The sequence below is a fragment of the Bordetella tumbae genome, assembly GCF_054780995.1.
The window spans coordinates 435,525-457,304 of the sequence record NZ_BAAGVG010000015.1 but is presented as its reverse complement, the minus strand read 5'-3'; the positions used below and the strand labels follow the sequence as shown (position 1 = coordinate 457,304).

Here is a 21,780-nt window from a genome sequence, read left to right as displayed (position 1 = left end):
AGCGGGGCAGTGACCGTGTTGGTGCTTCACGGAGTCGGTCGGCCGCCTTCGCGTCCGACTGCCGCATCGCTCGTCTCGTACGGCCCCTTCGGGCCTTCCTTCGACTTCCGCTCGCGCGACTCCGAGGCGCGCCAACACGGTCACTGCCCCGCTTCGACTCGCATCGTCTCTGATTCCCTCGTCGCTGGCACGAGCGGTCTACGTAGGCTTCGTAGGATCGGATTTTTGCAAGGATAAAATCTGGCAGGGCGGCTATTCATAGGCGCCTACTGGCGCGCCTATGAATAGCGTTCGTGATCTGCATGCGAAGGCTTTGGCATTGGCGATAAACAGACGATCTCTCGAGCGATGATTTCTCATAGATCAACAGAAGATCTTTCGAGCAACGATTTCTCATAAATCAGCAGACGACTGTTCGTACCACGACTTCGCGATATCCAAAGATGTGCGACGCATCTTCGCATGCATTAACTCTAGCCAAGCAGATCTTCCAACCAAGCACCACGCCACCCCGTCGCATGCCTGGACCGATAGCGATTCGCGTGTGCCCTGCAAGATCTTTCTCTTTACCATCAGAGCAACAAAAAAACGCCAAGCAGGAAACTCGTGCCAGCGGTGTGATGAGCTTGAATTACTGCGAGTCGAGCCGAGGCAATCGGGCCGTGGGGGCGCCTCAAAGCCGAGTGGAGCGGAAGTCGAAGGTAGCGCGAAGGCGCGGACGAGACGAGCGAACACGGTGTCCGGCCCCGGCGGGCCGGACCGGCTTTGTGAAGCCCCCACGGCCCGATTGCCTCGGCTCGACGTCCATAAGCACGCCACTCCCCGCGGAACAACTCACCGATGATCGTGCGAATGCACCTGCAGCGCCTCTAAAAAGCGCGACACCATGTTGTAGGCGGCCACTGTCGCGGTAAGCTCAACCATCAATTTATCACTGCCGACGGCTTGGCGTGCCGCATCGAATACCGGTTGCGGCACCTGAACGTTGCGCGTCATCGTGTCGGTATAGGCCAGCACTGCACGCTCTTTTTCCGAGAAAAGATCTGACGATTCCCATTGCTCGAGCGCGTCCAGTTGTGCCTGGCTGATGCCCTCGCGCAAAGCGATGGGAGCATGCTGATCTGCCTCGTACGGCGCGCCGTTGATAGCAGCCACACGCATGATGACGAGTTCGCGCAGATCACCCGGCAAGGTGCTCAATTGGCGAATGGAGGTCAGATAATTCAGCCAGCCGCCGGCTACGGCCGGGCTGTGCAGCAGCATCTGATACAGATGCAGGACGCTGCCACGCTCGGCAACGATGCGATCGACGAGAGGCTTTGCCTCTGGATGCGATAAATCCGCGTAAGAAAGACGTGCCATGATGCAATCTCCTAAAAAAACTCATGCAGGCAGCCGCAAGGCAAAAAAAGCCCCAAAAACCACGTGGCTCTTGGGGCGGATTCCGCTCAGATTTTTTCGGTCTCACCCGTTTTGGGCTGCCACTTCATCAATCGTTTTTCGCCGATGCCGACCAGATAGTCGAGCAACAGTGCAAAGGCCGTCAGCACCACGATGCCCGCAAATACCGTATTGACGTCAAACGTGCCCTCGGCCTGCAAAATCAGATAACCCACGCCACTGGCCGAGCCGAGGTATTCGCCCACGACTGCGCCGACGAACGCCAGGCCCACCGAGGTATGCAAGCTGGAAAACACCCAGCTCGTTGCCGAAGGCAGGTACACATGGCGCAGCAATTGACGGCGGCCTGCGCCAAGCATACGCGCGTTATCCAACAACGTCGGACTGACCTCGCGCACGCCTTGGTAGACGTTGAAGAACACGATGAAGAACACCAGCGTCACTGCCAGCGCGACCTTCGACCAGATCCCCAGGCCAAACCACATCCCGAAAATCGGCGCGAGAATCACGCGCGGCATCGAGTTGGCAGCCTTGATGTACGGATCAAGAATGGCACTGGCGGTATTCGACAGCCCCAGCCACAGCCCGAAACCCAAACCCGATATCGTGCCAATGAAAAACGCCAGCACGGTTTCCGAGAGCGTCACCCACAAATGGCGATAGATATCAGCGTCGGTAATGAACCATGCCCAGATGCGCTTGGAGACCTCGAGCGGTTGGCCAAAAAAGAATGCAACCTTGGGATCCAGCGATACGACGTACCACACGACGAGAATGACGGCCAGCAGCAACAGCTGCCAAAAGCGCAGGCTGAACGACGAGCCCGGTTTAGACAATTTCGACATATCAGGCTCGCTTTTGCTGGGCATAGCCCTTCAGAACTTCTTCACGCAACACGCCCCAGATCGCGGCGTGCAACTCCACAAAGCGCGGATGGGTACGCACTTCGGCCACGTCGCGCGGACGCGGCAGATCAATGGCGAACTCACCGATGGGATGCGTGCCCGGCCCCGCCGATAGCACCACCACCCGATCGCTCATCGCGATGGCTTCGTCCAGATCGTGCGTGATGAACAGCACGGCTTTGCGCTTGGCCATCCACAAATCGAGCACCTCGTTTTCCATCAACTGACGCGTCTGGATATCGAGTGCCGAAAAGGGTTCGTCCATCAAGATGATGTCGGGATCGCGAATCAGCGTTTGCGCCAGCATGGCGCGCTTGCGCATACCACCCGACATCTGGTGCGGATAACGTTCCTCGAAGCCGCCCAGGCCCACGCGCCGCATCCAATCACGGCCACGCTCCAGCGCCTCGGCGCGGTCTACACCTGCAAACTCCAAGCCGGCGATGACATTTTCCAAGGCGCTGCGCCACGGCAACAGCGCCTCGCCCTGAAACATGTAGCCGGCACGAGTATTGATGCCCTGCAAGGGTTGCCCGAAGACTTTGACCTGCCCCGACGACGGGCGCAACAAACCCGCCCCCACGTTCAGCAGGGTGGATTTGCCGCAGCCCGTAGGCCCCACGACCGAGACGAACTCGCCCGGTGCGATAGCCAAGGTCGTGTCCTGCACAGCGGTATAGCGTTTGTCTGCGCCATCGCGGGACACGAAGGTGCAAGTGATGTGGTCGAGTAAAAGTGCGGCGTCAGCCATTGGGGTATTTCTGGTTAGCACGTTGGGTAAATTCGTTGGTCCAGGCCTTCGACGGATCGATCTTGGAGGCGTCGAAACCCTTGACGTAGGCGGCCAATGCCTTCGTAGCGGTAGCGGCACCGTCCTCGGGAATCACGCCATCAGGCGAGAAGCCTTCTTTACTCTTTTCGAGCGCCGCCTTGTACACGTCGGGCTCTCCCAACAGATACTGGGTCGGCACCGTCTTGGCGATCTCATCGGCGCTGGCTTGCTGGAGCCATTTGTCGGCGCGCACGATCGCATTGGTCAATGCCTGCGTCGTGTTGGGATTTTCATCGAGAAAGACTTGCGGGGCATACAAGCTGCCCGCAGGCATGTTGCCGCCAAAGATAGCCTGGGTGTCTTTCAATGTGCGAGTATCGACGATGATGTCCATATCGCCGGCCAATGCGAGCATCGACACCACGGGGTCTGTATTGGACATCGCATCGATCTGGCCGCTGCGCAAAGCCGTCACTGCCCCCGCGCCAGCCCCGACGCCGATGAACGACACATCGCTATCGGTCAAGCCGTGTTGCGCCAGGAAGAAGCTGACCACCATGTTCGTCGACGAGCCAGGCGCGGTCACACCGATTTTCTTGCCTTTCAGATCGGCCGGGCTCTTGTAGTTGGGCACAGTCTTTTTCGAGACCCCGAAACCGATCATGGGTGCGCGTCCCTGCAGCGCAAAGGCACGATAGAACTGCCCCTTGGACTGCATGTGCAGCGTGTGCTCAAAGGCACCGGACACCACATCGGCGCTACCGCCCACGACGGCCTGCAGGGCCTTGGAGCCGCCGGCAAAGTCTGCAATCTTGACATCCAGGCCTTCGTCTTTGAAGTAGCCCTTGATCTCGGCAATACTGAGCGGCAGGTAGTAAATCAGGGGCTTGCCGCCCACGGCGATCTGCACGCTCGTTTTTTCTAATTTCTGGGCCCGCACAATGGCTGGCGCCATGCTCATCGCACCGGCCGCACCGGCCAGTTTGAGTAAATCACGACGAGTGATTGACATGGAGGGTCTCCTTTGCCGCTACGCGGCCTGTGTGTCCATTGCGGCCTGACTGGCCGTCACGTAATCATTATGCAGGGCCAAAACCGGGGCTCGGACGCGACCATGCCGATCACGCCAGCGAACACCTTGTTCGACCATCGCCGCAGCATCATACATCGGGAGCTATGCCGACTTGCGCTCCATCAGCGCCCAGGCGATCGTCCCCGCGTCGACATATTCCAGCTCGCTGCCGGCCGGCACACCACGTGCCAGACGGGTGACCTTGAGACCCTTGTCGGCCAGGACCTCGTTCAGGAAATGCGCGGTCGTGTCGCCTTCGGCCGTGAAATTGGTGGCCAGGATGACCTCCTGTACCACCCCGTCGGAGACCCGTTCGAGCAAACGATCGAAATCCAGCTCGCGAGGGCCAATGCCCTCAAGCGGCGCCACACGGCCCATCAACACATAGTACAAACCACGATAACCGTGACTGGCCTCGATCATATTTTGATCGGCCGGCGTTTCGACAATGCAGAGTAACGACGGATCGCGTTTGGGATTGGCACAGGTGGCGCAGATCTCGTCCTCGGTAAAGCTGTTGCAGCGCGCGCAATGACGCAGATTCTGCACAGCTCCTGCCAAGGCCCTGCCCAGCATATCGGCCCCCTGCAGGTCGTGCTGCATGAGGTGATAAGCCATCCGCCGGGCCGAACGCACACCGACGCCGGGCAGGCGGCGCAGCGCCTCGATCAACGAGACCAGCGGCTCAGGTTCAGGCAGTTGAGGATCCATCTCGGCCACAGAAACAACGAAAAGAAACGACGAAAAGCGGCAATCAGGCGCGCAAAAAATACGCACCCGCTCACCTGACAGGGTTAAAACGGCAGCTTCATTCCCGGCGGCAAGGGCATACCGGCCGTCACGCCGGCCATTTTTTCTTGCGCAGTGGCTTCGGCCTTGCGCAGCGCGTCGTTGAACGCCGCTGCTACGAGGTCCTCGAGCATGTCTTTATCGTCGGCCAACAGGCTCGGATCGATCTCGACACGCTTGACGTCGTGGCGGCAAGTCATGGAAACCTTGACCAGGCCACCGCCCGAAGCGCCATCGACGACGATGTCGGCCAGCGCGTCCTGGGCTTTTTTCATGTTTTCCTGCATCTGCTGCGCTTGGCGCATCAGACCAGCCAGTTGTCCTTTCATCATGATGGGAACGTCCTTGAATAGGGATAAAAATTTAACAGGTGTTTGGGTTCAAGAAGAGAACGACGACCTATTTACATTGATCATGCACGGGGTTCGACGGCCCGCACCGCGCTGACACGACCGCCGAAATCGGCTTTCAATGCCAGCACAAAGGGGTTGGCGTCTACTGCTTCCTCGGCCGCTTGTTGGCGCGCTGCTTTCTCGATCTGCGCCACGGCGTGGGCCGTGCCGTCGCCCGTCGCCCCGACCTCGATTTCCAAGCGCAGCCCTTGGCCGAAATGTTCGCATAGTACGGTTTGCAGACGCACGCGGCTTTCGCTTTCCGCCAGCGTTTTCACTGCGACGCGCAGTACGACGGCATCGCCCTGCACGCCCGACCATTCGCTTTGCCGAGCCAATTCCGCCGCCAGGCCGGTCACCGGTAATTTCGCCGCCAACGCCGGCCATTCGGTGGCCGACATATTGTTCAGGCTGGCGCCAGGCTGACGGGAGCGACGAGGCGGCGGTGCGGCAGGCCGGCGTGGCGCAGGCGCCAGGTCGGCCACCGGTGCTGATGTGGCCAGCGTCTCGAACTCATCGTCCGGATCGGCGGTGAACTCGGAGGCGGGCATGTAACCGCCCTCGGCCTCGTCCGGAATGTCTTCGTCCACCCAGGCTGGCGGCTCATCCGGGCGCTGCAGCGAGGCCTTGGCCTGCGTGTGAGCCGAGGACGGCGTCACTGCCAACGCAGCCGCGTGCGCCGCTTTGGCATCCGAGGCCGGGGCAGAGTCAGGCGTCGACGCGCTGCCCTGAGCTGATGGGGTCGCCACGTCCTGAGATTGAGTTTGAGCGGAATCCAGCGCTGGATCCGCGGCCGCAGGCAAGTCCTCCCACGGCGGAATGTCTTGTTCTGCGCGAATCGCAGCCGGCTGTGCCCCAGGCGTGGGAACCTGCTGTGCAGCAGCGCCCGTCGGAGCCGCCGGTGCGGAGGCAGTCTGAGTGCCGACCTGCGCAGACGGGGCCGCAGCAGGCTGACTCGGTGCTGAGGGTAGCGCGGCAGCACCAGACGACGCTGCAGGGGCCGGTGTAGCAGCACCAGGCGATACCGCAGGGGCCGGTGCGGCGGCGCCAGAAGCCGTGCTCAGTGCCGCACCTGATGCATCAGTATTCGATGTTGCGGCAGCTCCCTGCGCTACATCAACGGCCGGCTGTTCTGAACCAGTCGACACGGCGGCGCGAGGTGACTCCTGCACCGCGGTACTTGCCGCGACGGGCACTGAAGCGGCCTGCTGTGCTGCAGTGACGGCCCCCGAGGCGGTAGCAGATACTCCGCCCGCCGCTGGCGCAGGAGCCTGTAATGCCGTCTGCGGCCCTGCCTGCCCGTTCAGCGCCAACATACGCAAACAGGCCATGATGAAGCCCGCATGCTCATCCGGGGCGAGAGAAAGCTCGCTGCGGCTATGCACTGCTACGGAGTAAAACAACTGCACCGCGTCAGGGTGCAATAGGGTCGCCAAGCGTCCGATATCCCCAGCGAGGGGGTCCTCGGCCGGGGTCGCGCCAGGCACACGCTGCTCGATGGCGACACGCGATAGCAGCACCGCCAGATCGGCCAGCGCGCCCGCATAGGACAAGCCGCGCGTCGACAGTTCCTCGGCCACCGCCAGGACGCCTGTGGCCTCGCCCGCCGACAACGCCTCGAGCAGACGCACCAAATGGCGTTGATCGATCGTGCCCAGCATGCCGCGCACGGCATCCTCGGTCAGATTGCCCGCGCTGTAGGCGATCGCCTGGTCCGTCAGCGACAAGGCGTCGCGCATCGACCCGCCCGCCGCCTGTGCAATCAGGCGCAAGGCCGGTAACTCATTGCCGATGGACTCGTCTGCCAGCACCGCCTGCAAATGACCGACGATGGCGTCAGGCGGCATTTGTTTCAGGTTGAATTGCAGGCAGCGCGACAGCACCGTGACCGGGATTTTCTGCGGATCCGTCGTCGCCAGGATGAATTTCACATGGGGCGGCGGCTCTTCGAGCGTTTTCAGCATGGCGTTGAACGCATGCCCAGTCAACATGTGGACTTCGTCGATCATGTAGACCTTGTAACGGCCCGCGCCAGGCGCGTACACCGCCTGCTCGAGCAGCTGGGTCATTTCCTCGACGCCGCGGTTCGACGCCGCATCGAGTTCCAGGTAATCCACAAAGCGGCCGGCATCGATCTCGGTACACGCACGGCATTGGCCGCAGGGTCGAGAGGTAATGCCGGTTTCGCAATTCAGCGATTTCGCCAAAATGCGCGACAAGGTCGTTTTGCCTACGCCACGCGTGCCGGTGAACAGCCAGGCGTGATGCAGGCGCTGAGAGTCGAGCGCATGGGTCAGCGCGCGCACCACGTGGTCCTGGCCTACCAGGGTATCGAACGAACGTGGGCGCCACTTGCGGGCCAGTACCAGATAAGTCATGGTCGGATTGTAGAGCCAGTTATGCGCGCCTGCGCGCCCAAAAACAAAATGCCCCCCCACGCCGCGCCTTCGGCTTGCTGCCCCCAAGGGGCGTTTTTATCTTGGGGCGGCCCGGCGATAAAAAAGGGCGCCGCAACCAGCGCGCGAATTGCCCTGATGCTGACAATTCGTTCCGATTACGGCGCCCCCTTGGGGAAACCGGTTGACGAGCCTTACTCCGGCACTGATCCTAAACGACTATGGCTGCTTCGTTCCCGACCTGACCAGGTTCACCGCCGAACCATGCGAAGGGGCCCGTCAAATGAGATTCTAGCAGAGCGGCCGTGAGGCCGCTTGCTCGAAGCTCATTTGGCGGGCCCCGGGGGGCCTGTATGGGGGGCTCCCTCCCCGGCCCTCCCTCCGAGAGGGAGGGGGTGGGGTGTCTGGTGGTTGGGGGATGGTTCTTTTGGACAGGTTTAATTCTTTGCCTGTATTTGCCTTCAGATCATTTTGTGTTTTTTGTCTCGACTTATAAATCTATCCATAGCGCTGCTCTGGGGAAATATAGGACTGATCTGGCGGGGCGGGAGTCTAGGGCTGTGACTTGAGTGCAGTAGCGCAAAAGTTGGTCCGCGTGGCGTTGGCGCATGCGGGTGGCGAAATGTTCGGTGGGCTCGCCGGTGTGGGGGCGGGCGGTCTTGTAGTCGACGATGAGCCAGCCGTCTTCGGTGCTGAGGGCCAGATCGATGACGGACACGCGGCCGGTGGCGTCGATGAGGGGCCATTCGCGGCGGGCGGAGGATTGGGAGAGCAACCAGCGGCCCCGGTCGTGATCCAGCGTCGCCAGTAATGTATCCAAGACGGCATGCGCGGCGTCGGGGGCCAATGCGGATGGCAGGCCCGCGCGAGTCAGCTGCTTTTGCATGACGGGCAAATAAGCGCGCAGCGCCTCGGCGGGCCATTGGGCCAGGCCGTCTTGACCGATACGGGCTAACCAAGCATGGGCAAGCGTACCGATCGCGGCATCGTGCACCGTGTCCAGTTGCCAAGCAGGGTGCTCTACGCCCTGCCCCTGGATGACGTTTTGCGCGGCCAACCCAAAATTCGCCCTGTTGACCAACGATCGCTGGGCACGCAACAGATCAATCGCCTGGTCAGTGATACGACGTAACGGCTCGCCGGCATATTGCGCCGTCGCACCGTCATCCAAGGCGGCGGTATCCTGCCAATCCGATGGAGGCGATTTTTGATCTGCGGGCAGCCAATCCCACAACCGCCCCAACAAGCTGTTTGCCGCTGGCGGCTTGGATTGCCCTGTCGCAGGATCGACCGCAACATTTCCTACGAGATGCAGACGGTGGCGCGCGCGTGTCGCCGCTACGTACAGCAATCGATCGGTTTCGTAGGCCGCACGGCGCTTTTCACGCAGGGTCAAATACCGCGATACTGGATCGGCTTCTTTGTCTGCACGAGGCTTGACCGGGCCGAATAGCACGCGTTCATGACTTTGTTCAAAACTGACCAGGGGCGCGCGCTCGGCGCGCGGGGACTTGTGCAGGCCGTACAAAATCACCGTATCGAACTGCAGCCCCTTGGACTTGTGCATGGTCATGATTTCGACCACGTTGCTGTCGTCGGCGCCGCCCTCCGGCGCGGCATAGAGTCTGGCCAGCGCGGTGTCCAACTGTGCCGGATCCAGCCCGCCATGAGGCGCCAGGCGTTCGATCAAGACGAATAAGCTTTCTGCATCCTCGGCCGCGCTGGCACTGGCGTACAAAGCGGCACCGCCCAAGCGTTGCCAGAGAGACTCCAGCCACGCAGCCAAGGGCATCGCGCCACTCGCATTCGTCGCATCCAGCAAAATGGCGCTGACGTGAGCCAAACGCGCATATTCGTCTGCGGTCAAACGCTGTTGTGCCAGACATTGCGCGGGCGCCTGCTGCGGCGCCGACTGCGGTTCGTCCCACAATGACAAACTTTGGCCTCGGGGCAATGCCGAAGCGTCTTTCGCCTCGTTGGCCACATGCAGCGCCGAGGACAGCAGCGTAGGCACAGGCGTCATCAAGTCATGCCCAAACAAGGCATGCATGCTATTTAACGTCAGCCCGCACCACGGCGCGCGCAATACCGATAGCCAGGCCAAGCGATCTGCCGGATGAGACAACGCACGCAGCAACTGAACCAAATCCGACACGACCTGACGCTGCCCCAACGGCACGAGATCCACGGCGCGGCAAGCAATGCCAGCCTGAGTCAAGCGGCGCACCAACTGCCCCAAATGGCCTCGCGCCCGCACCAAGATAGCGACGGGATGCCGGCTCGCGGGATCGCGGTCCTGCAGCGCTTGCTTGACCAATTGCACGGTCAACGCCTCGGCCGCCTGGTCAGCCTCGCTCGCACCTGATGTACTAAATGCCCCGTGGAAACGAACGGGTTCGCCAGGCAACGACGGATTGAATGCGGCCGAGTCGGTATAGGCGATGGCTCCGGCCGCAGCATCATTGCGCGCAGGCAGCAAGCCACGGAACGTCGCATTGACCCACTCGACCACGCCAGCTTGTGAGCGGAAATTATCGGTCAGCTGCAGGAACTCTGGCGCGATTTCACCGATGCCGACCTCCGCCGCTTGCAGGAACAATCCTACCTCTGCCTTGCGGAAACGGTAGATGGACTGCATCGGATCGCCCACCAAGAACAGCGTTCGCCCATCCCCCGGCTGCCATCCAGATGTCAACGTGGCGAGCAAATGAATCTGCGTCGAACTGGTGTCTTGAAACTCGTCAATCAACAGATGACGTATCGACGCATCCAGCTTCAACAGCAACTCACCGGGATCATCAGCGGACCCCAAGGCATGGGAGGCACGCTGCGCGATCTCGATGAAGTCCACTTCACGGGTTTCGGCAAAGCGCAGGTGCAGTTGCGCGACCGCCAGCTTCAGCGTCATCAACTGTGCGCTCAAGACACGCCATTGCTCCTCGCTGAACTCCGCCGGCGGAACTGAATCGACCGCGTCCAGCATCCATACCCAGGAGGCTTGGGGATCGGCCGCATCAAGCCATCGCGTAAATGCCTCTTTGTGTTCGCATTTTGGCGGGAAACCCAGTTTCTTGTTGACACCTCGCGCGCTGCGCAACGCGCCGGCGGACGTCAACAATAAATGGCGTACGGCTTTCCAATGCCCGAGCCACTCGGCATCGGGCATCAACGGCTCGTCCCAATCACGCAGCGCGGCCAAGGCATGGGCGGGGTCTTCTTCATCCAACGCCGCAACGGCCATCCGTGCAGGCCAGCACAACGCATCCTCCCAGCCCAACGGCATGGCCTGTGCCAAGGCGTCCAGGTCCTCGCCTATGGCTTCGGCCAATGCGTCCTGCAGGGCCGTGCGATCACTGCCGTGCGCTAATAACGGCAGCCATTGATCACGCTGTCCAAGCATCGCCGCAATCGCTTCTACAGCAGCCTGCGTATCGACATCCAGGTGCTTTAACAAGGTACGCACGGCGTCGAAATCATCGACCAACGCCAATGTCGCCCGCGCGGCCGCCTCATAATGGGCCTGGGCATTGTCCGCGATATCCGGCATGCCGCCCAACTCCGACAACCACGGCATCCCGCGCACCAGGCCCGCGCAAAACGAGTCGATAGTACGAATCGACAAACGCGCCGGATGCTGCAACAGTTTCCAACCCAGGGCCTCGTCACGCGCCAGCGCCTCGCGCGCCAACTGCCAACTACGCTGACCATGTTCGGTCTCGGGCATGGGGCCATTGCCGTCCCGCAATTTACTCAATACGCGGGCGTGCATTTCCGACGCGGCCTTGCGCGTGAATGTAATGGCGACGATTTCCTCGGGCCGATTGACCGTCGCCAGCAACGCCAGAATACGATCCGTCAGCAATTCGGTTTTGCCCGAGCCCGCAGGGGCTTGCACCAGATACGATGCGGCAGGGTCCAACGCACGAGCGCGTGCGAGATGATCAGAGGGTTGACGAACAGCGCTACTCATTCTGCGTCATCCTCGTCTTCCAAGTGCAATCTCAGGAATGGCATGGCATCACAGTATTTCAAATCGTCCTGGCGATAGACCACGTTTGCGGCGTATCCCTGCGCATACTCATCGGCCAATCCCTCTACTGCCCCACGCCAGCGATGCAGGATATCTCCCCAAGCCTGCCCCTCGAAAGCCTTGCTCTTTTCAATCGCCGTCACGCCTGCCATGCCTAGATCCGTGTCCGTCAATCCGCTCGCTACGACTTGACGCGCATGCACTTGCGCCAATACCAATGCCGCCACATCCGCATCGGGGGTATCGCCCGACAGCACTGAGGCATAGAACGGCAACTGCAAGTTCACAGGGCGCACGCGCGCCCAATCCGACTCTGGATTCCCCGGAGACATGCCGGTTTTGTAGTCGACGATCACGGCTCTGCCGTCAGGCAGGCGATCCAATCGGTCCAATCGCACCGTCAATGCCAACGGTCCACGCGACCAATGATGGGTTTCCTCGACCTGGGCGACCTCGAATGGCATACGTTGCGCTTCGACATCAAACCATCCCGCCAAGACTGCCCGTCCGCGCTCGCACTCCAATTCACGCAATGCAGGCGGATAGGTTTTCAACTCGGTACTGGCAGCCTCGTCAATGGCTTGCTCGATCAGCGCGGGCAGACGTCCCTCTCCCATGGCCGCGTGCAAATCCTCTTGACTGGAGAACATGCGCCATACCAACTCTAGTGCGCGATGCAGGAACTGCCCTCGTACATTCTGATTCGCCATATCGGCATAATCAGCCAGCGCTCGGCCGCCCAGACGATGCCGGACAAAGGCCCACAACGGATTACGAGCCTGGGTGTCCAACACATCGAGCCCCCCCGTTGCGCCAGCCAGGCGTGCTGACGTCAAAGCAGATGGCTGACCATCGCTCGACGTCAACGGCAATGCCGCGCCGTACTCACCCTCCGATGCGTCCGGCGCCATCGCTGATGCGCCGCCATCATCCGAAGATCGTTGCATCAGGGCGGATGCCCGGCCATCCCTCTGCGCCAATGCTGGCCCTCGGTCATCGTCCAGCACCTGCTGAGGCAACAACGCAGGCGCCGCGGCTACAGGCATCTGCCAATCCATTGACGGAACCTGCGCAATCAGGGGCGATGGCCGCAGCTCGCGCTCGCCATCCAGGTGCGAATGACTCACTACCACCTCGGGCGCACAGCGGCACAGTGCGGCATACATGGATTCCGCCCATTGACGCTCGCGTTCAGGCGTGGCGCGCGGTGCGCCCGCCTGTCGCAACACCACCAGAGGCAACAACGGATTAGGCTGTGGCGTCGCGGGCAGGACGTCATCGGTCAGGCCCAGTATCCACACACCATCCCAATGCCCGCCCTCGGCCTCGAGCAGCCCCAGCACATCCAATCGTGCCGAGGGATCACGCTGAGGTTGAAATGACGAGGCTGCCGCTGCACGCTCCAGCAGACGCACGGCAGCGCGGCCATTCAACTGTCCGGCCGCAGGCGCCAATGCCGCATACCGGCCAAACAAGTCTCCCAACGCGCCCATGACCTGATAGCCCACGCTATCCAACGGCCGCTCTCCCGGAAACCCTAATGCCACCAATGCAGCGCGCATCGCAGGCATCCAGAGATCGCATGTCGCGCGTTCACCGACCTGCCGCCAAATCTCCAACGCCGCAGGCCAAGCGGTCGACAGTGCCGCGCCCTTTCGTGCAAACGGGGCGCTCTCGGCGCTGTTTGTAGTGTTGTTTGCAGCATCCTGGGCAACATCAATGTCCGTGTTGCGAGTCGCGTCCGCAACAACTCGATGAGCCGTCCGCACATTCTCGCTGGCGATATCCCGCTGCCATTGTGCCGCGTCAATACGGCTGAGCCCCTTGCGACGCCAACGTGCATCGATCGTCGCCAGTTTCGCGCCATCGCTACGGTCGCCCGCGCAATGGCCGGCCAACAAGGCCGCGCCCAAGACCGGCGCATCCACCACGTCCGCATGCGCCATATCGGCCAAGGCATGCAACCACGCCAATGCCGCATTGACCGCAGGCCATTCTGTCAACGGCCGCCCCACCGCCACGTTGAATGCATGCCCGCCCTGAGCCAGGGCCTGCCCTACCACACGCCGCGCAAACGGCGACTCGGCCTGCAACTGGGCAGACACAATCGCGTAGCGCCCGGCGGGATGCTCCGCCAATCGCTGCGCCGCCCAAGCGGCAGCCGCCCGCCATTCTCCACCCTGATCATCCGCGCAATACCGTGCCGGCATCGCCGCCTCGGTCTCCGCGTCCTGCAACCACGACAGTTGCGAACCGCCATCCTGAAACGCATCCAGCAATGCCGCAAAACGCGGCGACACATCCGTAAACCCAGCCAACACCAGATAGGGCGGCGCGGCTACCGTCCCCTGCTGCAGCGCATCCAACACACGCGCATAGCCTTGGTTCGCATCCTCTGCATCAATCGCGCGCAACTGCTCGCGATAACGCGCGCGCCACCGTGCAAAACCGCGATACTCGTCCGTATCGGCGCCACTGGGTACCTGCAGATCCCACTCGTCCATCAACGCGTCGGCATCCATGGCCAACGCCGCCGCCTGGGCGACGTCCAGCAATACGCGATCGCCCTCTTCTGATGCAATCGCATCCACCCATACCATTTGCGTCGCAAAGGTATCGAGGCGATGCGCCGGCAGATCGGCGTCCGCGACAAAGGCCAGATCGGCCCCCGCCTCGACCAGCCAGGCGCCCAGTGGCAGCACCCGCGGTAACTCGCTGACTTGCCGTTCACGGCGCAGTTGACCGGCCAGGTCCAGCGTCAAACGACGCGCCAGCCGGTTGTTCACCGTCAGCACCAGCGTCTGCGCGGCCGGCAGGCGGCCAACCTGTTCCAACGAAATAAGGGAGCGGAATTCCGCGTCGTAGTTCATGCGGTTAACAAAAAGCGGCTCATACCGAAATTATCGGAGATCAGAGCCGCTAGGATAACCGCATCAGCCGCGCTAACGGAGATATCAATTCATCACTCTGAGAGGAGGAAAATCCTCCGCCCAGACAAGCGGCCACGAATCAGACCGCAGCACTCGCCCAAACTAGCGGTCTATCGCGCCGCCAGCGCCGTGGTGGCGGCGAGCTTTTTCCAACGCACCGCCTCGCTTTGCACAAACGCCCCCAGGTCCGCCGGTGTACTGGTATGCACCTCGGCGCCTTGCTCGTCGATTTTCTTCACGACTTCGGGGTCATTCAATGCCTGATTCAAGGCTGTATTCAGTTTCTGCACGAGAGCGGCATCCGCCTTGGCCGGCGCAAAAATCGCATACCACTGCGGCACCTCAACACCGGGCACGCCCGCCTCGGCCAGCGTCGGCAGTCCGGGCAGTACCGATGACCGCGTCGGCCCAGCGACGGCCAGCGCGCGGATTTTCTCGGATTTCAGGTGCGGATAGACACTGAACAGACTCGGAAACATGACTTGCGTCGTGCCGGACAAAGTGTCGGTCAACGCCGGCGCCGAGCCCTTGTACGGGATGTCCAGCATATTGGCGCCAGTGGCTTGATTGAACAGTTGCCCGGCCACAGCCGGTGCCGTCCCCGCCCCGGCCGAGGCAAAGGTCAGACTGTCCGGATGATCCTTGCTGTACTTCACCAGACCCGCCACGTCTTTGACATCGATACTGCTGGACACCACCATGATGGTAGGAGAATCCGCCACCCGGCCGATCGGCGTGAAATCCTTGACGGGGTCGTAGTTCAGCTTTTGCAACGCGGGATTGATGCCATGCGTGCCGATATAACCCAGCATCAGCGTATAGCCGTCAGCCGGCTGGCGCGCCACATAATCCGAGGCGATCGCCCCCTGCGCGCCGGGCTTGTTGACCACAATGATCGACTGGCCCAGCAGATCCCCCATTTTTTGCCCCACCACGCGGGCCAAGGCATCATTGCCTCCACCAGCAGCGGTCGGAACCACCAAGGTAATCGCGCGGTCAGGATAATCGGCATACGCTGCGCTCACGCCAAAGGCACAGCACACCGCGGCAGCATACGCCCACTTTTTGCTCGGTAGAAATTTCATTTGTGTCTCCTAGTTTTATCAATTTCATTGCGCGGGCCTGCTCGTATAGCGCCCACATAGCGATGCAGCACTCACACGGATGTTGATCGGCGGCATCCGGCCGCCACGTCGATCACCGCGATGGCTAAGCGGCCTCGCGCTGCAGCAACTGACTGCTTATCTGATACTGGCCGGGCACATACAGCATCCCTTTCATGATCTTGCGTGCCGTGCGCACCAGACCCGCCGCACGTACTAATCCGCTAGACACGTCCAAGGCCACATCGATATCCATCCCGCCCGACGGATGCTCGATACGCACCGTCCGATATCCGTCTTGCACGTCTGGGCCACCGCATAAATGCGCCACCGTACCCGGCATGAAAAATGCACTGGCCACGCCCACCGCCCCGGTTGCCGCATGGGCGCGATGGCATGCATGAGGGGTGAAATAGCGCGACCGGATAGACGCCCTGGTTTCGCCCGGCGCCAGCAACACCGGTTTGGGAATCACACTATCGCTGACATCGCCCAACCCCATGCGCGCCCCAGCCTCCAGGCGAATGCGGGCTATCCGTTCCAACAACGCTGTATTGCTGTCCAATTGCGCCGCCGTCTCGTCTCCACGCAATCCGAAATCTGCGGCCCGCATCAACACCATTGGCATCGCCGCATCGATCAATGTAACCGGCAGGCCCTCTATCGTTTCCAGCCTATGTCCCGTAGGAAAGAGACTCCCAGTGACTGCACCCCATGCGTCCTGGAAATTCAGTCGCACGGGAGCCGCAGTACCAGGAACGCCATCAATACGCGTCTCACCTTCATAGGTAATACGGCCATCCGGTGTTTGCACCACTGCTTCAATCACAGCCCCCGTATTGACGTTGTGGACCCGAACGGCTGTCACGCCATCTCGAGCCGCGATCAGTCCTTCGTCAATAGCAAAAGGCGCAGCACCCGACAGCATGTTGCCGCAATTGGGCCGTGTATCCACCGATGCGCGATCCACAGACACCTGAGCAAACAAGTAATCAATATCGCAATCGGCTCTCGACGAACGCGAGACAATGGCGACTTTGCTGGTCAGGCTATTCCCGCCCCCCAAACCATCGACCTGCAAGGCATGGGGCGAGCCCATCGCGAGCAGCAACAACCTGTCCCGCTCTGCGGGATCGGCGGGCAGCCAATCTCCCAGAAAAAAGGGGCCGCGTGACGTGCCGCCACGCATCAGTACACAGGGGATTACGGTTTCCATGTGTGGCATTCTGCGCCGGCCACGCTACTATGTGAATTGCAACTTATCTATGGATTAATGCATGTCACGCATCAATTTCGATCTGCAGGAATTGCAGGCGTTTGTCGCCGTTGCCGAACGCGCCAGCTTTCGTGCCGCCGCCGAGGACCTGCACCTATCCCAGCCTGCATTAAGCCGACGCATCGAAAAACTGGAGGATCTGCTGGGCGCACGCTTGCTGGAGCGCACCACGCGCCGCGTCTCATTGACAAACGTCGGCCGCGTATTCCTGGAGCGCGCCCGCAGCGCGATAGATGAGTTAGAGCGTGCAGTATTGAGTATCGGAGACTTGGCCGCGCAACGCGGTGGACTGGTCACGGTCGCTTGCGTCCCATCGGTCGCGTATTACTTCCTGCCCTCCGTGATTCGCGCCTACGCCGAGCGCTTTCCCCGTATACGGGTGCGCATCATTGACGAGACCGCGAATACGGTACTCAACAGCATTGTCACTGGCCGCGCAGATTTTGGAATCAGTTTTTTCGGCACGCAGGAACCCGACGTAGATTTCAAAGCAGTATTACGCGAGGATTTCGTGCTGGCGATACGCAACGATCATCCGCTAGCCCGTCGACGCAGCGTATCGTGGGAGGAGCTCTCGGAAGAACGCTTCATGACCGTGGCAAAAGAAAGTGGCAATCGGCTATTGATCGATGATGCGCTGGCCAAAAGCGGCAAACGCACGGTCAGCGCCTTTGAAGTTAGCCACATCATGACATTGCTTGGCATGGTAGAGGCAGGATTAGGCGTCGCCGCCGTGCCTCAATTGGCGATGCCGTTGACCCGTCATGCTACGTTAACCAGCCTCAAACTCGAACATCCCCGCGTGACTCGCACACTCGGTCTCATTGCCCGCCGCGGCCGGCCGTTAGCGCCCGCGGCACAACAGCTCTACAACATGGTTCATCAGGCAGGCAAGATGGCCAAACGCACGCCCGACTCGAAAACCGCAAAAAAGTAAGTCGCACGATGCAAAAAACCCTCCAGGGAGGGTTTTTCTGAAGCAATGAGTTCGTTAGAGAACTCGAATCTTCCTGGCTTGGGGGCCCTTTGCTCCTTGAGCAGCTTCGTAGGAGACACGCTGGTTTTCATCCAACGACTTATAGCCTTCGCTTTCAATGTCGGAGAAATGGGCAAATAGATCTTTGCCGCCGTTCTCGGGCATGATGAAGCCAAAGCCTTTTTCAGAGTTGAACCACTTGACGATACCGGTTTCCATAACACTTCCTTATATAAGTAACGTTCGGGCGTCGGCCCAAACAGACGATCAAGGAAGGATTGAGGACAATGATGACACGGTAGTCGCGCCTGACCGCACAACGATCACGACACTTGAAGATCCCTGCCACTATGAGTGGCCCGGGACGAGAAGTCAATCAAAGTTTCAACTGAGTGCATTACTGGTACTGAATTCTTGAACCATGCCGAGTTTAGGCATGTCAAACAGAGACGAATTTCGACCACCACGCCTCATTTCATCCAACACCCATGGAATATGCCCGCATTGTGGCACACTGCGGACACGCAAGTGGCGTAAACCCCCGGCACGGGCTCCAAGTGCGACAAAGAGGTATCCACGTATGGGCCTGAATATCAAATCAATCATGGAGCGACTACCACATCGCTACCCCATGCTCCTGATTGATCGTGTGATTGAGATCATTCCTCAGCACAAAATCACCGCAATCAAGAATGTATCGACCAACGACCCCTTCATGGCCGTGGGGCAACACATGCCTGTCACGCTCATTGTCGAAGCCATGGCGCAGTCGGCCGCGCTGTTCTCCTTTGCCGACGAAGGAACAGAAAGCCGGCCAGAACAAGGGAAAGCGGTCTACTATTTTTTAGGGATTGATGACGCGAGTTTCTTAATACCTGTAGTCCCCGGGGATCAACTGCGTATCGAAGTCCAAGCGGTTCGACTCAGCCGCGCCATTTGCAAATACCGAGGTCAAGCATTTGTCGAGGACAAACTCGTCGCCGAGGCCACCATTCTGTGCGCCATCCGCAATTCGCCAGAATAACTCTCATGAGATGAGCCCGTGGCGCAACTGTGGCTGCTCCACAGGCTCATTCGGTTCGATTCAGCGACTGATGACTTCGCTGTCCTCCAAGACGATACGATAACGATCGCGCAGGTCCAGGACATAAGTGAAATTCGATGTACCACTGGCGGTCTTGTCGCGCGCAGGGCTGGATACCTTGTAGTCAAAAATCCCGCCAACCATGCACAGCTGGTCCTGGCATTTCGCTTGCAATGAATTTTGGTCTACGACAAAACGCCGGATAGGCCATCGACGGAAATATGCCTCTTTATCGGCCAGGATCTCCGACTTCGGGCGCTTTTTCTTGAAATAATCAACGTTCTCCGCGTAAAACTCGCGCGTGAAATTCATCGCTTCTTCGTTGGTCCCGCTGCCCGCCTGAATCATCAACGCCGCAACATTAATCGCACGCTGCTCATCGCTCATGGCGGCAGGCGGCGTAGCACCGCCTTGCTGCTGATACGGATTGGCAGGAGCAGTCGTTACGGGCTGCGAAATGGAGTCAGCACCTCGCCCGGGTGTTTGAGCGGGCACGGCCGTCGGCGCCACAGCCGCGGCCCCTGCCGGTGCCAGACTTTGCACACCTCCTCCCGATTCACGCGGCTGCGGTTCCGCGCTCACCACCTGCACGTTATCGGTACGGTTAATACCGTATTTTGCTATCTCGGTTGGCTTGAAGAAATACATCTCCTTAGCCGGCGTACTGAACATAATGCCGAGCACATCCGCTGACACACCATATTTTGGCAACGTGGCAACAATATCCGACACACCAAACTGGGCCTCTTCGCCCGACAATTCCGGTGCGGATATCTGATGCACACCCAAACGTCCTGCGGCAATACGCTGCTTACCAGCAAAGAACACAAACGAACACGCCGAGGCGCAATAGCTGTCTTTCGGAATATAGGTATTCAAGCCGCGCTCGTAGACCTCTTCGGCGACCACCAGACCGATGTGCACCAGTCCGCCACCATTGTTCTGCAACACAATAGTGGAAATCGTCGGATGCTCACGCAGCGCTTTCTTTAGATTCAGCATGTCGTTGGCGCCGACACCTGAGTGATAAATCAACAAACTGGGCTCGCTCGGCAGAAAGACGAACGGCCCATACTGCTCAATATCATCAGGCAGTTGCTGCTGCACGGGCGTCTGCGCTTGTGCTATGGCGCCTGACATGCCCGCCCAAGACATGGCCAGCCCTATCCCCAAAGCCCCAAATTTTGCTTTCAACATCATTGTTTTTTCTTTTTAAAAACACTGGATCACGCTGCTCGCGTGCGTTCCGCATCATCACCGGACTGCTCAGCCCTCACGGCAATGCGCTGTTGGATATCGACCAACAGTGGATCCTTGGCATTCAACACCAAGAAACCCGGTCGAAGTGCGCGACGCCGCTGCTGGTCTTGCGGGCGCAGCATCGTGATGGGGGTATTTTCGAAAAAATCCCGATTACCGCCATCGGCCCACGACTCGGAATAAAGATTGTGCGCGCACACCACATCGAACTGATCCAATTCGATATGGAAATACGTCACTCGCGAGAGCGTCGACTCTCGCACGATGGTGTGCCCATTGACGAGCTGATTGGCCTTGACCAACACATTGTCGATATACAAGTGATGCCACGGCGACAGCACGATATCGTGCGAAGGGACATTGTCTGCCAATGCATGCGCCTTGATACGAACCGGCACAATGGCCTCGCGGTCGGCTTCGGTAAATCGCGGCGAGCGCAGCACATATTGACGCCATCCGATCCACTTGACGGGTCGGTATCCCGTGGAACCCAACACCAAATCCCCGATCTGCAACGCCTCTATCGCCATCGGCCCTTTGGGGGTATCGATCAGCGTGCCTGCAGTAAAACACACCGGTAATGCCGGTGTTTTGCCGTCTGTATCCCGCTCAGGCAGAAAGGCCTCTGGGGGAACCGTATTGGAAAACAATACGTAGCCACCATCAGCATACACAATGTAACCATCCTGGTACGTCGCGACGATCGTGGTCTGAATCTGATCTGTATTGATATCCGTATCAATCGTGAGTTGCTCACCCTGCTCAAAGACACCGTCATCGTTCGCTTCGGTAGCGATGCTGCTTGAGTCACTGGTCGCCAGCACGTTGTACGTACCATCTGCATTTAAATTCAATGCACTGGCATACGAGGTTTCATATGTCGCCATGAGTCGTTTCTCTTTTTTTTGTTAGAAATAGACTAAAACTAAAAAAATAACGACGAATATGTTATGGGATATTACACTTCAAGCACGCGCTTTTTACATTCCCTAACCTGATGGTGCGGGGGATAAACGCCTATGGTACGGGTCGGTCAAGCTGCCTGATCCACTGCACTGCTCGCAGCCTGACTCAGCGCCAAGACCTCGCTGCTCCAGTTATCGTGTCTGCGCTTTATTCAAACGCCGTGCCTCCTCTTCCGCGTACGCTTCCTCATCAGGCTCGTACGATCCTTCATAGAGGCACGAATCGCGGTCCCATGTGCACTTATTGAACAGACGGCTCGTCGTGCGCGTACTCATGCACCCCGCCATCACAACAACAAGACATAACACGACACCACAACGGCCCAACGCTTGAATCGACATATTTCCCAGCCCTAAAAAAGAGTGTTGCAGCCATTGTTATAGCAAGCCTTGGCAACACTCAGCGGACATCCCCCTCGAACAAACCGG

16 protein-coding genes and 1 other RNA gene are annotated in these 21,780 nt (G+C 59.7%); 2 read left to right on the top strand and 15 right to left on the bottom strand.

Going from position 1 to position 21,780, the window contains the following annotated elements:
• Nucleotides 1–834: 834 nt before the first annotated feature.
• From ACYVI2_RS14490 to ACYVI2_RS14435, 12 genes are all read right to left on the bottom strand, one after another.
• A complete protein-coding gene (locus ACYVI2_RS14490) occupies nt 835–1,362 on the bottom strand; it encodes a carboxymuconolactone decarboxylase family protein (RefSeq protein WP_415822568.1) in 528 nt (175 codons plus the stop codon).
• A gap of 86 nt (nt 1,363–1,448) precedes the next feature.
• The gene (locus ACYVI2_RS14485; RefSeq protein WP_415809042.1) at nt 1,449–2,246 is read right to left on the bottom strand and encodes an ABC transporter permease; all 798 of its coding nucleotides are present in this window, start codon (nt 2,244–2,246) and stop codon (nt 1,449–1,451) included.
• A 1-nt stretch (nt 2,247) separates the two neighbouring features.
• Nucleotides 2,248–3,057: an ABC transporter ATP-binding protein gene (locus tag ACYVI2_RS14480; RefSeq protein ID WP_415822567.1), complete on the bottom strand. Its 810-nt coding sequence runs from the start codon at nt 3,055–3,057 to the stop codon at nt 2,248–2,250.
• On the bottom strand, nt 3,050–4,090 hold the full coding sequence (locus ACYVI2_RS14475) for an ABC transporter substrate-binding protein (RefSeq protein ID WP_415822566.1): 1,041 nt from the start codon (nt 4,088–4,090) through the stop codon (nt 3,050–3,052). The genes ACYVI2_RS14480 and ACYVI2_RS14475 overlap by 8 nt, the downstream gene beginning before the upstream one ends.
• Before the next feature lie 162 nt (nt 4,091–4,252).
• The gene (gene recR, locus ACYVI2_RS14470) at nt 4,253–4,861 is read right to left on the bottom strand and encodes a recombination mediator RecR (protein WP_415822565.1); all 609 of its coding nucleotides are present in this window, start codon (nt 4,859–4,861) and stop codon (nt 4,253–4,255) included.
• Between the two features lie 83 nt (nt 4,862–4,944).
• On the bottom strand, nt 4,945–5,271 hold the full coding sequence (locus ACYVI2_RS14465; protein WP_415809038.1) for a YbaB/EbfC family nucleoid-associated protein: 327 nt from the start codon (nt 5,269–5,271) through the stop codon (nt 4,945–4,947).
• An 80-nt stretch (nt 5,272–5,351) separates the two neighbouring features.
• Nucleotides 5,352–7,709: a DNA polymerase III subunit gamma/tau gene (locus tag ACYVI2_RS14460; RefSeq protein WP_415822564.1), complete on the bottom strand. Its 2,358-nt coding sequence runs from the start codon at nt 7,707–7,709 to the stop codon at nt 5,352–5,354.
• 201 nt (nt 7,710–7,910) lie between these two features.
• Nucleotides 7,911–8,008: signal recognition particle sRNA small type (ffs, locus tag ACYVI2_RS14455), an RNA gene on the bottom strand.
• Between the two features lie 209 nt (nt 8,009–8,217).
• Nucleotides 8,218–11,697 carry a UvrD-helicase domain-containing protein gene (locus ACYVI2_RS14450; RefSeq protein ID WP_460490319.1) on the bottom strand — a complete coding sequence of 1,160 codons (3,480 nt, stop codon included), beginning with the start codon at nt 11,695–11,697 and terminating at the stop codon, nt 8,218–8,220.
• The gene (locus ACYVI2_RS14445; RefSeq protein ID WP_415821343.1) at nt 11,694–14,627 is read right to left on the bottom strand and encodes a PD-(D/E)XK nuclease family protein; all 2,934 of its coding nucleotides are present in this window, start codon (nt 14,625–14,627) and stop codon (nt 11,694–11,696) included. Before ACYVI2_RS14445 ends, ACYVI2_RS14450 begins: the two co-directional genes overlap by 4 nt.
• Nucleotides 14,628–14,797: 170 nt before the next feature.
• A complete protein-coding gene (locus tag ACYVI2_RS14440) occupies nt 14,798–15,772 on the bottom strand; it encodes a Bug family tripartite tricarboxylate transporter substrate binding protein (RefSeq protein WP_415821344.1) in 975 nt (324 codons plus the stop codon).
• Nucleotides 15,773–15,896: 124 nt separating this feature from the next.
• The gene (locus ACYVI2_RS14435; RefSeq protein WP_415821345.1) at nt 15,897–17,006 is read right to left on the bottom strand and encodes a 4-oxalomesaconate tautomerase; all 1,110 of its coding nucleotides are present in this window, start codon (nt 17,004–17,006) and stop codon (nt 15,897–15,899) included.
• A gap of 61 nt (nt 17,007–17,067) precedes the next feature.
• Here ACYVI2_RS14435 and ACYVI2_RS14430 point away from each other — a divergent pair, with 61 nt between their 5' ends.
• Complete coding sequence (locus tag ACYVI2_RS14430; protein WP_415821347.1) at nt 17,068–18,003, top strand: LysR family transcriptional regulator; 936 nt, start codon at nt 17,068–17,070, stop codon at nt 18,001–18,003.
• Between the two features lie 54 nt (nt 18,004–18,057).
• On the opposite strand, the gene ACYVI2_RS14425 is transcribed toward ACYVI2_RS14430, so the two are convergent.
• A complete protein-coding gene (locus ACYVI2_RS14425) occupies nt 18,058–18,261 on the bottom strand; it encodes a cold-shock protein (RefSeq protein WP_094820147.1) in 204 nt (67 codons plus the stop codon).
• Nucleotides 18,262–18,622: 361 nt separating this feature from the next.
• On the opposite strand from ACYVI2_RS14425, the gene fabZ reads away from it, so the two are divergent.
• On the top strand, nt 18,623–19,066 hold the full coding sequence (gene fabZ / locus ACYVI2_RS14420) for a 3-hydroxyacyl-ACP dehydratase FabZ (protein ID WP_415821348.1): 444 nt from the start codon (nt 18,623–18,625) through the stop codon (nt 19,064–19,066).
• Between the two features lie 60 nt (nt 19,067–19,126).
• On the opposite strand, the gene ACYVI2_RS14415 is transcribed toward fabZ, so the two are convergent.
• Both ACYVI2_RS14415 and ACYVI2_RS14410 read right to left on the bottom strand, forming a co-directional pair.
• Nucleotides 19,127–20,326 (bottom strand): COG3904 family protein, encoded by a 1,200-nt coding sequence (locus ACYVI2_RS14415; protein WP_415821350.1) that lies wholly within the window; start codon nt 20,324–20,326, stop codon nt 19,127–19,129.
• Between the two features lie 26 nt (nt 20,327–20,352).
• A complete protein-coding gene (locus tag ACYVI2_RS14410; protein ID WP_415821351.1) occupies nt 20,353–21,273 on the bottom strand; it encodes a Hint domain-containing protein in 921 nt (306 codons plus the stop codon).
• Nucleotides 21,274–21,780 lie beyond the last annotated feature (507 nt).